Source organism: Allobosea sp. LjRoot90 (assembly GCF_964254315.1).
Classification (GTDB): Bacteria; Pseudomonadota; Alphaproteobacteria; order Rhizobiales; family Beijerinckiaceae; genus Allobosea.
Genome location: NZ_CAXUTF020000007.1, coordinates 14,093 through 27,884 on the forward strand (window position 1 = coordinate 14,093; position 13,792 = coordinate 27,884).

Sequence of the window (13,792 nt, forward strand, 5' to 3'; positions counted from 1 at the left end):
CGAAATCATGGGCAATCATCTGTTCGACCTGATCAAGGCCCGCATGCCGGCGCCGGACGCGCCCTTCGCGTTCCTCGATGACGGCCGGACCTATTCCTATGCCGACATGGTCGCGGTCTCCGCCCGCTTCGCCAATGCATTGGTGGCGCTCGGCGTCAAGCCGGGCGACCGGGTCGCCGTCCAGGTCGAGAAGAGCATCGAGGCGCTGATGCTCTATCTCGGCACGGTCCGTGCCGGGGCGATCTTCCTGCCGCTCAACACCGCCTATACCCCGGCCGAGATCGAGTACTTCCTCGGCGATGCCGAGCCGGCCGTCTTCGTTTGCGATCCCGCCAAGGCCGAGGCGCTGAAGCCCTTCGCCGAGAAGGCTGGCGCCAAGCTGGAGGCGCTCGGCGTCGGCACCGGAAGCCTGCTCGACAAGGCCAGTGCCGCCTCAGTCGAGTTCGCCGATGTTGCGCGCGGTGCGGATGATCTCGCCGCCATCCTCTATACCTCCGGCACGACCGGGCGCTCCAAGGGCGCCATGCTCAGCCATGACAACCTCGCCTCGAACGCGCTGGCGCTGGTCGACTACTGGCGCTTCGGCAAGAGCGACGTGCTGCTGCATGCCTTGCCGATCTTCCACACCCACGGCCTCTTCGTCGCGACCAATGTCATCCTGTTTGCCGGCGCCGCGATGATCCTGCTGCCGAAATTCGATCCCGAGCAGGTCTTCAAACACCTGCCCAAGGCGACCAGCATGATGGGCGTGCCGACCTTCTATGTCCGCCTGCTCCAGGACCAGAGGTTGTCGAAGGAGGCGGTGAAGCATATGCGCCTCTTCGTCTCCGGCTCGGCGCCGCTGCTGGCCGAGACGCATCGCGAATGGCGCGAGCGCACCGGCCACGCCATCCTCGAGCGTTACGGCATGACCGAGACCAACATGAACACCTCGAATCCCTATGACGGGGAGCGGGTGGCGGGCACGGTCGGCTTCCCGCTGCCGGGCGTCTCGGCGCGCGTCACCGATCCGGAGAGCGGCAAGGAGCTCGCCCGCGACGAGATCGGCATGATCGAGGTCAAGGGGCCGAATGTCTTCAAGGGCTATTGGCGCAACCCGGAGAAGACCAAGTCCGAGTTCAGGACGGACGGCTTCTTCATCACCGGCGATCTCGGCAAGATCGATCCGGCTGGCTACGTCCACATCGTCGGGCGCGGCAAGGACCTGATCATCACCGGCGGCTACAACGTCTACCCCAAGGAGGTCGAGGCCGAGATCGACGAGATGCAAGGCGTGATCGAAAGCGCCGTGATCGGCTGCCCGCATCCCGATTTCGGCGAGGGTGTCACCGCCGTGGTGGTGGCGAAGGCTGGCGCCGATATCTCCGCCGCCGGCATCGCCAAGGCGCTGGAGCAGCGTCTCGCCAAGTTCAAATTGCCGAAGCAGGTCTTCATCGTGGCCGACCTGCCGCGCAACACCATGGGCAAGGTCCAGAAGAACCTGCTGCGCGACCAGTACAAGGACATCTACGCCAAGCAGCTCAAGGCGGGGGAGTAGGCTGCCTCTCAGCTGGTGCCGGAGCGCGCTTGCCTCCTGATCCCGGCAAGGAGCGCGGCGGCGACGGGAAGGCCGGCGGGAAAGCCGCTCGGCTCGACCAGGAGCGCACAAACCGCAAACCAGGCCAGCAGTCCCCAGCCGACAAAGGCCGGAACCGCTTGGCTACGCGCGTCGAGATGCAGGATCAGGCAACCGAGCAGAATGCTCGGTATCGCAAAGCTTCCGATCGTCGACCAGAATGCGGCACCACTGGCGGCAAGCTCGCGCGGCTGGTCGGCGAAAGGCTGCCAATGCGCCAGTGTCCACTGCGTCAGGCCGAGCCAGCCTGAAATCTCGCCGCGTGCGTCGAGGCCCAGCACCAGCAGATGCAGGATTCCGAGAGCGACCAGGGCTCGCGCGCTCCAGCGGATCATGTTGCGACCTCCTGCTTCAGCCTGGGGCTTGTACATCCAGACCATACGGTTGCGTATGTATGTAGGATATGAAGCATGGGTGAGTCCATACGCTTGCGTATGGAGCTATCGTGTATGACGAGAGGTGCCCATGACGGCGACGGGGCAGGCATTGACGCGGCGGGATTGGGTCAAAGCGGCCCTTGCGGCGCTCGCCGAAGGCGGTGTCGAAGCCGTCAAGGTCGAGCGGTTGGCGCGCCGCCTTTCGGTGAGCAAGGGCTCGTTCTACTGGCACTTCAAGGATCGCGGCGATCTTCTCGCCGCGTTGCTCGCATTCTGGCAGGACGAGCTCACCGCCCAGTTGATCGAACGCAGTGCCGATCTGCCCACGCCGCGGCAGCGCCTTGAAACATTGGCGCAGCTTTCGCTCGAAGCCGAGAGCGAGGGGGTGAACGTCGCCGAGGCTGAGGGTGCACTCCGTGCCTGGGCGGCGCAGGACGCGGCAGCCGGCCACGGTTGCCGTCTTGTCGATCAGCAGCGCATCGACCACGTTGCCAGCGAGCTTGCGCTGGCCGGACTTGCCCCGGCCGAGGCCGAGCTTGCCGCGCGGGCGATCTACCTGACGCTTCTCGGCATCTATGCGGCGCGCCGCTACACACCTGAACTGGCAGGCGATGCGCCGTTCCGAGCCATTGTCGCGATCGTCCTCGATGCGGCGGCGCAGAGTTCCACCAGAGCCGGTTGAGCTAGCCGGGCCGCGATCCTTCAGGCCTCGGCTCGCGCCGGCGCCTGCAGCCTGATCGTCTCACCATCGGCCGGGATCAGGAGTCGCTCGGAGCCGATGCCGCGGGCGTCGGCCGCTTCGCGCAATGCTTGCCGACTGACCGTGGCGTGGTCGAGCGCTTCCATATGGGTCGCGACGATCACCGCCTGCGGCGCCTGCTCGGCGAGGTCGAGCGTCTGCTGCGCATCCATCACGATCAGCGTGCCGTCCCAGAGTGCGCCGCAGGAATGGGTGATGATCACGTCGGGCTCGGCTTTGGCCACAGCCTCCTGAAGCGGCGGATAGAGCACGCTGTCACCGCACCAGTAGACGCATGGCTCGCCGGGGGCCTCCAGCGTCAGACCCATCACCTTGCCCATCACCTCGACGACCGGCCCGATGCCATGCTGGGCCGGCTGCGGCTTGACCACGATCGGGCCGATGCGGACGAAATGGTCGAGCGGCGTGACGTTGGTGAAGCCGGCCTGCCGGATCGCCTCCTCGTTGCCGGGCTGGCAGATCAGTGGGATGTCCTTCGGAATCCGCGCCTTGGCGACCTCGTCGAAATGGTCGGCGTGCAGATGCGAGACGATGAGGTGGTCGACGCCGGCGAGGATCTCCTCGATCGGCTCGGGCAGCTCGACCATCGGGTTCTGCGACTTGCCGGCGATCGAGCGGCGGCTGAGCTTCTCGCCGAGATCGGGGTCGATCAGCAGGGTCTTGCCGGCATAGCTCAGCTTGAGCAGGGCGTTGCGCAGGAGTTTGAGCTGCATGGCGGCTCCGCAAATGGAGGGATCGGTCGCCCGATCCTTCCCGCATGCAGCCGCCGCGACCAGTTCGAATTTGTGAAGCAAACTGCATCGCGGCGTTAGGTCCCTGTGTTTTCAGGCAGATTTTCCTTCTGCTGCCGTCTGAGGGCTGTGTTTGTCTCCGACAGGCAGCTGACACGAAAAAATAGCCGCGACCGAGCTGCTGCTAATTTTTCCGCACCGATTTCGTTGGGCGCCGCTCAAGCCGCGAATTGGCCGTAGGGCACGGTGTTGCGGGCTGCCCGAAGTGCACTTGCCCACCAATGCAATTGCCCGAGCATGGTCGCCATCGCCCGCTCGGCGCGATCGGCATCCCGCAGGCGGCCCGCCTCGTCGAACTGGTCCCAGGCGTTGGCGAAGCAGACCCCGTCGCGGATCGTCGCCGCGTGCAATTCGGCGAAGACGAGGCGCAATTGCTCGACAGCGCGCAGGCCCCCCGAGACCCCGCCATAGGAGACGAAGGCGATCGGCTTGCCGCGCCATTCGGCGCTGGTGGAATCGATCAGCGCCTTCAGCGGAGCCGGGAAGCTGCGGTTGTATTCGGGCGTGACCACAATGAAGGCGTCGGCGCGGCCGAGCCGCTCCTTCTGCTCGGCGAGGTCATGGGCGCCGGGATCGACGCTCTCAACCGAGAACGGGCCGTCGCCTTCGATCTGCGCGATCGTCCAGCCGGCGACCTTGTCGCAGAGGCGGCCCTGGCGCGTGCTGCCGTAGATTACGGCGACCTTGATCTGGGGAATGAGCGGGCGATGCATGAGAGGCTCCGGGGGGCTGGCGATGCAGCGGAGCGACCCCTATAAGACCTCAAGTAAGGTTAAGGTCAAGCGCATGAAACATCCGCTCCGCAATCCCTTCGCCGACGATCTCAGCGTCGGCCAGGTCGCGAGCCGCAGCGGGATCGCGGTCTCCGCACTGCATTTCTACGAGGCGGAGGGGCTGATCCGCAGCCGCCGCAATGCCGGCAACCAGCGCCGCTATCCGCGCGAGGTGCTGCGCCGCGTCGCCATCATCAAGGTGGCGCAGCGCACCGGCATCCCGCTGAAGACGATCCGCGAGGCCTTCAAGGCGCTGCCGCAGGAACGCACGCCGACGGCGGAAGACTGGACCCGGCTCTCCGCCGCCTGGAAGGCGGAGCTGGAGCACCGCATCGACCGGCTGACACGCCTGCGCGACCATCTCAACGACTGCATCGGCTGCGGCTGCCTTTCGGTGAAGAGCTGCCCGCTGCACAATCCCTGGGACGAGCTCGGCAAGCAGGGGGCGGGGCCGCGCCTGCTCGATCCGGATTGATGCCGGAGGCGTCATTCCGGGGCAGGCCGCAGGCCTGAGCCCGGAACCCATGAACACGAAGCTGTTCCAGTCCCGTCATGCTCGCCCTTGTGGCGAGCATCCACGTCTTGAACGCCGCACTCGATCGATCAAGCGAAGACGTGGATGGTCGGGACAAGCCCGACCATGACGAAGAGGGTGGTGTTCATGGGTTCCGGGCTCGCTGCTGCGCAGCGCCCCGGAAAGACAAAATCACCCCGCCTTGTGCAGCCTCGACAGCGGGAAGCGCGCGACATCGGCGAGCAGCTCGACGAAACCCTCGGCCTGGAGCTCCGCCGTCGCCTTGCCCTTCTCGGCCGTGGCGAGGCTGGCATCGCCCGCCGCGCCGGAGGGGTGAACGTCCTGCGCCATCCAGGCGAAGGGATGAGCGCCTGTCGGCCTCAGCCACTTGTAACCCTCATCCGCCATCTCGACCGTCCGCGGCACGAAGGGGCCGGCCTTGCTCATGTCGACGAGGTCGGGCCGGAAATGCAGCATCAGCGAGGTCTCGATGTCGCCGGCGTGGATGCCGTGCTTGGCGTCCATCTCGGCATAGAGGCCGGGCGGCAGCCCGAAATTGCTCCAGGAGGTCGAGACCGCGAACATGCCCTGGCTGACGCGCAATTCGCGCGCCACGACCTTCATCGGGTCGACATTGCCGCCATGCGAGGTGACCAGCACGAGCTTGCGCAGGCCGGCGCGCTTCACGCTCTCGCCGATCTCGATCCAGCTGCGGATCGCGCTTTCCCAGGAGATCGTCAAAGTACCGGGCGAATGCAGGTGTTCGTTCGATTTGCAGATCGCCTGCGTCGGGAGAACCAGCACGTCGAGGCCGGCCGGAACCTGCGGCATCGCCAGTGCCAGCATGGCGTTCATCACGGTGGTGTCGACCGACACAGGCAGATGCGGCCCGTGCTGCTCGATCGCCGCCAGCGGCAGCACGGCGATGGTCGCCTCGGGCGAGAGCCCGGCGAAGTCGCTGCTCTTGAGATCGCCCCAGAAACGCGCGCTCATTCCGTCAGTCCTTGTCGGCGGCAGTTCATAGCCGGTTGATGTCTTCGCATTCGAGGATCGGCTTGGGCGCGCCCTCGCGGGCGGCCTTCAGCATCGCCTTCCCCAGCCGTTCGGTCGAGGTGACATAGCGTGGGAAGGTCCGCTCGAGCCAGGGCAGGAGCGGTGCGGTGATCGCATAGCCGATGCGATAGAGCGTCGTGCGCGAGGTGATGCCGTGCATTGGCCGGATGCCGGCGGGCCGGAAGATGTAGACGGCCTTGAAGGGCAGGCGCAGCAGCGCAGTCTCGGTCCGGCCCTTGACCCTGGCCCACATCACGCGGCCGCTCTCGCTGCTGTCGGTGCCTGCTGCGGATGTGTGGACGAACGTCATTGCCGGGTTGAGCCGGGAGAGTGTCCGGGCAGCCGCGAGCGGTATGTCATGGGTGATCCGGCTGTAATCGGCCTCGCTCATCCCGGCCGAGGCGATGCCGAGGCAGAAGAAGCAGGCGTCGAAACCGGTGAGCTCCGCTTCGATCGCCGAATAGTCGGTCAGGTCAGCATGAACGAGCTCGCGCAGCTTGGCGTGGCCTTGGCCCGTCGCCGTGCGGCCGATCGTGACGACCTCCTCGACGGCGGGGTCCAGCAGGCATTCGCGCAGGACGCCCTGTCCGACCATGCCGGTGGCGCCGAAGATCAGGACTTTCATGGCGAAGACGTTTTCAGCTGGACTTCCGGCCGTGGGACGCCACTGGAGACGGCGTTGGCTGATCGCAGCATAGCCGGCGAGCGGCGCGATGGAAGCGCTGCCGCCACCTGTGTGCAGCGCGCTGGTGCACATTCCCAGGACGGCCTCGGCCGTGGCATACAAGCTGCTTGCCGGACGCGGAGGTCACGCAGCCCGGCGACAGGTTTGCGACATGATGGAGGGGGTTCTGCCATGACGATGAAATATCGCCTCGACCGACGCGCTGCGCTCGGCCTGCTCGGTGGCTCGGCCGCCTCGGTGCTGATTCCCGTACCGGGTGCGCGCGTCAATGCGCAGACGCTCGACAAGGTCAGCTACCAGACCAATTGGCGGGCCCAGACCGAGCATGGCGGCTTCTACCTCGCCGCCGCCAACGGCATCTACAAGAAGTACGGCCTCGACGTCGAGATCCGTCCCGGCGGTCCGCAGCAGAACCCGACCCAGCTCCTGCTCGGCGGCCGCGTCGACATGATCATGGGCAATTCTCTGGAGGCGCTGAGCTTTGCGCAGGAGAACCTGCCCTTCCTCTGCATCGCCTCGATCTTCCAGAAGGACCCGCAGGTCCTGATCTCGCATCCCGGCCAGGGCAATGACACGCTCGCTGCCCTCAAGGACAAGCCGATCCTGATCGCGGCGCAGGCGCGTGTCGGCTTCTGGCCGTTCCTGAAGCTGAAGTTCGGCTATCGCGACGAGCAGATCAGGCCCTACACCTTCAACATGGCGCCGTTCCTGGCTGACAAGAAGATTACCCAGCAGGGCTTCCTGTCCTCGGAGCCGTTCGTGATCCGCAAGGCCGGCGTGGAGCCGGTCGTCCATCTCCTCGCCGATGCCGGCTTCGAGAACTACAACACCACGATCACGATCTCCCGGAAGATGGTGCAGGAGAAGAAGGAGGTCGTGCAGCGCTTCGTCGACGCGACCGCCGAAGGTTGGGCGCAGTACATGAAGGGCGGCGCCAACATCGCTGCCGCCAATGCCCGGATCCTGAAGGACAATCCCGACATGGATCAGGAGAAGATCGACTATGCCCTCAAGGTGATGAACGAGAACGGCATTGTCGCCTCGGGCGATGCGCTCTCGCTCGGCATCGGCGCCATGACCGATGCGCGCTGGGCCAGCTTTGCCAAGACGATGACCGAGGCCGGCGTCATACCCGCCGGGGTCGACGTGAAGAAGGCCTACAGCCTGGAGTTCGTCAACAAGGGCGTCGGCAAGCCGTAATGCGCGTCATGCCCGGGCTCGTCCCGGGCATTTCTTGCCGGAGATTCTCGGATCGGCGTTTCGCCCGGGAGTAACGGTCTTTCACACAGCGGATCATCAGGCTTTGGACACAGCCTATCTGAGCACACCCCATGCCGTACGTCAGATTGGCGCCGAGCCGCTCGTTTGCGTGCGCAATGTCTCCAAGCAGTTCGCCAACGGCACGCTGGCTGTTCGCGACGTCAATCTCAGCCTCGGCACCGGCGAGTTCGTCAGCCTGCTCGGCCCTTCAGGCTGCGGCAAGTCGACCCTGCTGCGCATGATCGCCGGGCTGGGCAGCCCGTCCACCGGCACGATCGACTGGCCCGGCGCCGGCAATGATGCGCAGGGCAGGGGGGAGCGCGATCTCGGCTTCGTCTTTCAGGACCCGACGCTGATGCCCTGGGCCAATGCGCTCGCCAACGTCATGCTGCCGCTCGTCCTGAAGCATGTGCCGAAGCGGGAGGCGCAGGAGCGCGCCGCCGAGATGCTGGCGCTGGTCGGCCTGAAAGGCTTCGAGAAATCCTATCCGCGCGAGCTCTCGGGCGGCATGAAGATGCGGGTCTCGATCGCCCGCGCTCTGGTGATGCGACCGAAGATCCTGCTGATGGACGAGCCCTTCGCCGCGCTCGACGAGATCACCCGTCATCGCCTCAATGACGACCTCCTGAATCTCTGGTGGCGCGAGCGCTTCACCGCCGTCTTCGTCACGCACTCGGTCTTCGAGTCGGTCTATCTCTCGCAGCGCATCGTGGTGATGGCGGCGCGGCCCGGCCGCGTCATGGCCGATCTCGATGTCTCCGCGCCCTATCCGCGCGACGAACTGTTCCGGACCTCGCCCGAATACGCCCATCTCTGCCGGCTCGCCTCCGGCAAGCTCAAGGAGGCGATCGGCGCATGAGTTCCTCGTCCCCCGCAACCGCCGTGCCGCATGACGGCACCGATGCAGAAGCCCGCCCGCTCACCGTTGCCGAACCGTCGATCCTTGGCCTGCCGGTCAGCTTCTGGCCCCGCATCCTCGCGCCGATCGCCGTCGGCATCCTGGTGCTCGGGTTCTGGGAGTTCGCCGTGCGCTGGAACGAGGTGCCGTCCTATGTGCTGCCGGGGCCGATCCTGGTCGGCCAGACGCTGATTGCCGATTGGGGCACGCTGTCGACCTCGCTCTGGGTCACCTTGCGCATCACCTTCATGGCGCTGGCGGCGGCGGTCGTCGTCGGCGTCGCGCTCGCCGTGCTGTTCACCCAGTCGAAATGGCTGGAGATGGCGCTTCTGCCCTATGCGGTGATCCTGCAGGTGACGCCGATCGTCGCGATTGCGCCGCTGATCATCATCTGGGCCGGGGACATCAACCTGTCGCTGCTGATCTGCGCCTGGATCGTCGCCTTCTTCCCGATCCTGTCCAACACCATCCTCGGGCTGAACTCCGCCGACCATAACCTGATCAATTTCTTCCAGCTCCATGGCGCGACGCGCTGGCAGACGCTGCGCCATCTCAAGCTGCCTGCGGCGCTGCCCTATTTCCTGGCCGGGCTGAAAATATCGGGCGGGCTCGCCCTGATCGGCGCCGTCGTCGCCGAGTTCGTGGCAGGGACGGGCGGTTCGGAGTCAGGGCTCGCCTATCGCATTCTCGAGGCCGGCTACCAGCTCAAGATACCGCGTGTCTTCGCAGCGCTGCTGATGATCTCGCTCTCGGGTATCGCGATCTTCCTCGCGACGAGCTGGATTTCGCATCTGCTGCTGCGGCACTGGCATGAGAGCGCACTGAAGCGGGAGAACTGACCGCTGAAGCGCTCTAGAGCCGGTAGAACGGGCTCTATGCGAAGAAGCGCAGCCTGTCCTCGACCGGCAGTGCGCCAATTGCTCGCAGATCCGCCTCTGAGTAGCTGAGCTCGATCTGGGCTGAACTCGTCATTTGCAGGTCGGCGACGGCTTGGGCATCTGCGCCGACATCGGCGAAAGCGATATCGTCTTCGGCGGCCTGGATGCTGCCGCGTCGGCGATAGGGCTGTGTTGGCGCGCGCAACCCGGTCTCGCGCAATGGCGCGCGCTCTTGTGTGCCGGCCTCGACTACGTCGATGTCACCGGGGTCCGTCGTCCGCTTCGGGGCGGGCGGCCTGGGCATCTCGGCCGCTGCGATCGGAGACTGCGGGGTGCCGAGCATGCCGAAATCCGTGTCGCCCGCGCTTGCGCGCAGATTTGCATCCAGCATGGCGATGGTGTCGGCGACCTTCTCGATCTGGTTGGCACCGGCCTCGATCACCGTGGTTGCGCCAAAGATCTGGGTCGCACGTTGGTCGAGCCGGTTGCAAAGCTCGGATGCCGATCCTGACTCGCGCAAGACCCAGGCGATCTCCTGGATCGCTTCTGCCGCCTCGAGGATGCCCGACGCCGTCTCCTGGATGCGGGTCGATAGGCGCGCGGAGGTGCCGCTGACGCCGGCGCGGTCGAGATCGCTGCGAAGCTCTGCGATCGTGCGTGCCGTTTCCGAAAGGTCCGGGCCAAGCTCCGCCGCGGGAACGGAGCAGAGCCGCTCGAGGCGCACAATGGCCGACAGCACCATCTCGGTATCGGCCTGCCGATTGCGGCGAGCGTACTCGTTCAGGAACCAGCGGCCGCGCGAGGTTTCCACCACGGCGGCGGCGATCGCCTCGTAGTCGGCCGGGCTCAACGGAGATAGCGAACGCGCGTCGCTCATGGCCAGACTGCTCTCCATGGGCTGGCCGAATCGCGTCTCGCCGGCCGAAGATGCCCCTTGAGCCAAATTGCTGATGATTCTTTAAGAAATCGCTGCCACGGGCATGTCACCGCCGCTCCGGTCCGAACCTTCGCGTCTGCTGGCCGTGCGCCTGTCGCTCATGCACGCGCTGAACTTCCTCGGCGTCGGCTTCTATCTGCCATTCTTTCCCGTCTGGCTCGGCTCGAAGGGGTTGAGCGATGTCGATATCGGCTATGTGCTGGCGATCCCGATCCTGGTGCGTGTCTTCGTCGCGTCGTCGGTGACCGGCCTCGGTGATCGGCTGCGCCCGAATATCCTGCTGGCACTGCTCAACGCACTGGCCGCAATCATCTATTTCTTCCTGGCCCAGCAGGCCCAGCTTGTCCCGATCGCGGTCCTCACCGCGCTGAGCGCCATCGCGCTGTCGGGCGTGGTACCGCTCGCCGACGTCTTGACCACCGAGCAGGTGAAAGCCGGGGCGCTGAAGGACTATGGCCGCGTCAGGCTGTGGGGCTCGGTGACTTTCGTGCTCTCGAACCTCGCCGGCGGCTATCTGATCGCACTGTACGGCGCCTGGCTGATTCCGTTCGTCCTCACCGGCAGCAGTTCGCTCGCGGCTCTCGCCGCCTTGCAGGCGCCGTCGCCGCCGGGCCGAATTTCGTCCGTTGCGCGGCAAGGCGCATCTCCGGCCGGCTTCAGGCTTCCGTTCTGGCTCGCAGTCGCCGCCGCCGCCTGCGTCAACGCCACCCATGCGGCGCTCTATGCTTTCGGCTCGCTCCACTGGCGCAGCGTCGGCTTCAGCGACCAGGTGATCGGCTGGCTCTGGGCTGTCTCGGTGCTGGCCGAGATCGCGGTTTTCCTCGTCGCAGGCAGCATTGCGGCGCGAGGCCTCGTCGGCTTGCGCTGGATCGCGATCGGGGCGGCGGCCGCGGCGCTCCGCTTCGGGGTGATGAGCGCCGATCCTGGCCTGGCGGTCACGTTCCTGCTGCAGATCCTGCACGGCGCCACCTTCGGCTGCGCCCATCTCGGCTCGCTGGCGGCGTTGTCTGCGCTCGCCCCGGAGGCGCGCCGGGCGGCGGCGCAGGGCCGTCTGGTCGCTGCCGGCGCGCTGGCGATGGGGCTGATGACCATTCTGTCAGGCTATCTCTACCGCCTGTTCGGGCCAGGCGTGTTCCTCGCCATGGTGCCGGTCGCGTTGTCCGGCCTGGCACTGGCGGTGCTTGCCATCCTCCGAGCGCGCGGCGATACAGGCCATGGGGGCCGAATCTGAATGCGGGAGTGGGCGAACCGTCATGGCTGTCGTCGACGACGTTGAGCCGCAGGCGGTCTATCGCGACGATGGTGGCGTCCTCGTGGTGTCGCTGGGCGGGCGCTGGAGCGCAGGTCGGGCGCCGCGTCTCGAAGCCCTGGCGAGCGAGCTGACGGAGCGCATCGGCAGCGTGCGCAGCGCACGACTCGATCTGTCGGCGGTCGAGCGCCTCGACACGCTCGGCGCTTATTTGCTCGACCAGGTGAAGCAGGCGGGCGAGGCGAAGGGCGCTTCGGTCGAGCTGATCAGCCGCCGCCCGGAGCATGCGGTGCTGCTTGCGGAGGTTGAGCGCAACATCACCGATTACCAGCCGCCGGTTCAACCCATCGGGCTCGTCACCGTGCTCATCGACATCGGCCAGGGGGTCACCCGCTTTGGCCGGGACCTCGCCGGCGGCGCGATCTTTCTTGGCGAGGTCATGTCGGGTTGCGTCGGCGCCCTGTTCGGACCGCGGCGCTTCCGCGGGCCGTCGCTGGTCAACCAGGTCGAGCTGATCGCCTTCAACGGCGCGCCGATCATTATCCTGATCTCATTCCTGGTCGGCTGCATCGTCGCGCAGCAGGGCATCTTCCAGCTCCAGCGCTTCGGTGCGACCGCCTTCGTCGTCAACCTGACCGGCATCCTGGTCCTGCGTGAGCTCTCGGTGCTCCTGACCTCGATCATGGTTGCGGGCCGCTCCGGATCTGCCTTCACCGCCGAGATCGGCTCGATGAAGATGCGCGAGGAGATCGACGCGCTCAGGGTGATGGGGCTCGACCCGATCGAGGTGCTGATCGTGCCGCGCATCCTGGCGCTGATCATCGCGCTGCCGATCCTGACCTTCATCTCGGCCATGGCAGGCCTCGTCGGAGCCGGCCTGGTGAGCTGGCTCTATGGCGGCATCGGCCTCGATACCTATCTCGATCGCCTGAAATCCGTGATCACCTGGCAGCATTTTGCGGTCGGCCTCATCAAGGCCCCTTTCATGGCATTCGTGATCGGCCTGATCGCCTCGATCGAGGGGCTGGCGGTAAAAGGCTCGGCCGAATCGCTCGGCCATCAGGTGACGGCGTCGGTGGTGAAAGCGATCTTCATGGTCATTGTCGTGGACGGGCTGTTCGCCATGTTCTTCGCCTCGATTCGGATGTGAGGGGGAGCGCCGGTGCTCGACACGCCCTCTCAAACCGGCTCGCGCGGGCCGCAGGATGCGGCCGGGCAGGAACCCGAGGCCGTGATTCGCGTTCGTGATCTCAAGGTCGCTTTCGGCGATAAGGTGATCATGGACGGACTCGATCTCGACGTGATGCGCGGTGAGATTCTCGGCTTCGTCGGCGGCTCCGGCCAGGGCAAATCGGTGTTGACCCGCACGATCCTCGGTCTGGTGCGCAAGCAGCGCGGCTCGATCGAGGTCTTTGGCGAGAACGTCGACAAGCTCGACCCGCGTGGCCGGCGCCGGCTCGAACGGCGCTTCGGCGTGATGTTCCAGCAGGGCGCGTTGTTCTCGGCGCTCACCGTCAAGCAGAATATTCAGGTGCCGATGCGGGAATACCTCGAGCTTTCACCGCGTCTGCTCGAAGAACTCGCCATGCTCAAGATCGAGATGGTCGGGCTGAAGCCCGATGCGGCCGACAAGACGCCCTCGGAACTATCCGGCGGCATGATCAAGCGCGCCGCGCTTGCCCGCGCGCTGGCGCTCGATCCCGAAATCGTCTTCCTCGACGAGCCGACCTCGGGCCTCGACCCGATCGGCGCCGCCGAATTCGACGAACTGATCATGACGCTCAAGCAGACTTTGGGCCTGACGGTGTTCATGGTAACCCATGACCTCGATAGCCTATATGTAGCCTGCGACAGGATTGCTGCCTTGGCGGACAAGCGTGTCATCGCGGTCGGTCCGCTCGCCACCATGCTGGCGTCCGATCATCCCTGGCTCAAAGCGTATTTCGGCGGGGAGCGGGCACGCGCCCGGCTGCCTGAGGATCGAACGAGGACCTGACCGCCC

15 protein-coding genes are annotated in these 13,792 nt (G+C 65.9%); 9 read left to right on the forward strand and 6 right to left on the reverse strand.

The annotated features are described in order from the left end of the window. Nucleotides 1-7: 7 nt before the first annotated feature. The gene (locus tag ACSQ3M_RS22320; protein WP_436152273.1) at nucleotides 8-1,537 is read left to right on the forward strand and encodes a malonate--CoA ligase; all 1,530 of its coding nucleotides are present in this window, start codon (nucleotides 8-10) and stop codon (nucleotides 1,535-1,537) included. Nucleotides 1,538-1,545: 8 nt separating this feature from the next. Here ACSQ3M_RS22320 and ACSQ3M_RS22325 read toward each other — a convergent pair whose 3' ends face one another. Then, nucleotides 1,546-1,950: a DUF6463 family protein gene (locus ACSQ3M_RS22325; RefSeq protein WP_436152274.1), complete on the reverse strand. Its 405-nt coding sequence runs from the start codon at nucleotides 1,948-1,950 to the stop codon at nucleotides 1,546-1,548. A gap of 130 nt (nucleotides 1,951-2,080) precedes the next feature. Between ACSQ3M_RS22325 and ACSQ3M_RS22330 the strand changes: the two genes are divergently transcribed. Next, nucleotides 2,081-2,674, forward strand: coding sequence for a TetR/AcrR family transcriptional regulator (locus ACSQ3M_RS22330; protein ID WP_436152275.1), 594 nt, complete (start codon nucleotides 2,081-2,083; stop codon nucleotides 2,672-2,674). A 20-nt stretch (nucleotides 2,675-2,694) separates the two neighbouring features. Here the strand turns inward: ACSQ3M_RS22330 and ACSQ3M_RS22335 are convergent, their stop codons facing one another. Both ACSQ3M_RS22335 and ACSQ3M_RS22340 read right to left on the reverse strand, forming a co-directional pair. Next, nucleotides 2,695-3,465: an MBL fold metallo-hydrolase gene (locus ACSQ3M_RS22335; RefSeq protein WP_436152276.1), complete on the reverse strand. Its 771-nt coding sequence runs from the start codon at nucleotides 3,463-3,465 to the stop codon at nucleotides 2,695-2,697. A 236-nt stretch (nucleotides 3,466-3,701) separates the two neighbouring features. Then, a complete protein-coding gene (locus tag ACSQ3M_RS22340) occupies nucleotides 3,702-4,256 on the reverse strand; it encodes an NADPH-dependent FMN reductase (protein WP_436152277.1) in 555 nt (184 codons plus the stop codon). Between the two features lie 73 nt (nucleotides 4,257-4,329). Between ACSQ3M_RS22340 and soxR the strand changes: the two genes are divergently transcribed. Next, nucleotides 4,330-4,791, forward strand: coding sequence for a redox-sensitive transcriptional activator SoxR (gene soxR, locus ACSQ3M_RS22345; protein ID WP_436152278.1), 462 nt, complete (start codon nucleotides 4,330-4,332; stop codon nucleotides 4,789-4,791). A 231-nt stretch (nucleotides 4,792-5,022) separates the two neighbouring features. On the opposite strand, the gene ACSQ3M_RS22350 is transcribed toward soxR, so the two are convergent. Then, on the reverse strand, nucleotides 5,023-5,823 hold the full coding sequence (locus ACSQ3M_RS22350; RefSeq protein ID WP_436152279.1) for a creatininase family protein: 801 nt from the start codon (nucleotides 5,821-5,823) through the stop codon (nucleotides 5,023-5,025). A 25-nt stretch (nucleotides 5,824-5,848) separates the two neighbouring features. Beyond that, nucleotides 5,849-6,508 (reverse strand): NAD-dependent epimerase/dehydratase family protein, encoded by a 660-nt coding sequence (locus tag ACSQ3M_RS22355; RefSeq protein ID WP_436152280.1) that lies wholly within the window; start codon nucleotides 6,506-6,508, stop codon nucleotides 5,849-5,851. Nucleotides 6,509-6,739: 231 nt separating this feature from the next. Between ACSQ3M_RS22355 and ACSQ3M_RS22360 the strand changes: the two genes are divergently transcribed. From ACSQ3M_RS22360 to ACSQ3M_RS22370, 3 genes are all read left to right on the forward strand, one after another. Next, nucleotides 6,740-7,768 (forward strand): ABC transporter substrate-binding protein, encoded by a 1,029-nt coding sequence (locus ACSQ3M_RS22360; RefSeq protein WP_436152281.1) that lies wholly within the window; start codon nucleotides 6,740-6,742, stop codon nucleotides 7,766-7,768. A gap of 103 nt (nucleotides 7,769-7,871) precedes the next feature. Next, entirely contained in the window at nucleotides 7,872-8,687 is an 816-nt protein-coding gene (locus ACSQ3M_RS22365; RefSeq protein ID WP_436152282.1) for an ABC transporter ATP-binding protein, read from the forward strand. Further along, nucleotides 8,684-9,565 (forward strand): ABC transporter permease, encoded by an 882-nt coding sequence (locus tag ACSQ3M_RS22370; RefSeq protein ID WP_436152283.1) that lies wholly within the window; start codon nucleotides 8,684-8,686, stop codon nucleotides 9,563-9,565. Before ACSQ3M_RS22365 ends, ACSQ3M_RS22370 begins: the two co-directional genes overlap by 4 nt. Before the next feature lie 34 nt (nucleotides 9,566-9,599). Here the strand turns inward: ACSQ3M_RS22370 and ACSQ3M_RS22375 are convergent, their stop codons facing one another. Continuing rightward, nucleotides 9,600-10,481, reverse strand: coding sequence for a hypothetical protein (locus tag ACSQ3M_RS22375; RefSeq protein WP_436152284.1), 882 nt, complete (start codon nucleotides 10,479-10,481; stop codon nucleotides 9,600-9,602). A 103-nt stretch (nucleotides 10,482-10,584) separates the two neighbouring features. Here ACSQ3M_RS22375 and ACSQ3M_RS22380 point away from each other — a divergent pair, with 103 nt between their 5' ends. The 3 genes from ACSQ3M_RS22380 (at nucleotide 10,585) to ACSQ3M_RS22390 (ending at nucleotide 13,786) form a co-directional block, all read left to right on the forward strand. Further along, the gene (locus tag ACSQ3M_RS22380; RefSeq protein WP_436152285.1) at nucleotides 10,585-11,772 is read left to right on the forward strand and encodes an MFS transporter; all 1,188 of its coding nucleotides are present in this window, start codon (nucleotides 10,585-10,587) and stop codon (nucleotides 11,770-11,772) included. 22 nt (nucleotides 11,773-11,794) lie between these two features. Further along, the gene (locus ACSQ3M_RS22385) at nucleotides 11,795-12,940 is read left to right on the forward strand and encodes an MlaE family lipid ABC transporter permease subunit (RefSeq protein WP_436152286.1); all 1,146 of its coding nucleotides are present in this window, start codon (nucleotides 11,795-11,797) and stop codon (nucleotides 12,938-12,940) included. 129 nt (nucleotides 12,941-13,069) lie between these two features. After that, the gene (locus ACSQ3M_RS22390) at nucleotides 13,070-13,786 is read left to right on the forward strand and encodes an ABC transporter ATP-binding protein (protein ID WP_436152547.1); all 717 of its coding nucleotides are present in this window, start codon (nucleotides 13,070-13,072) and stop codon (nucleotides 13,784-13,786) included. The last annotated feature ends 6 nt before the right edge of the window (nucleotides 13,787-13,792 follow it).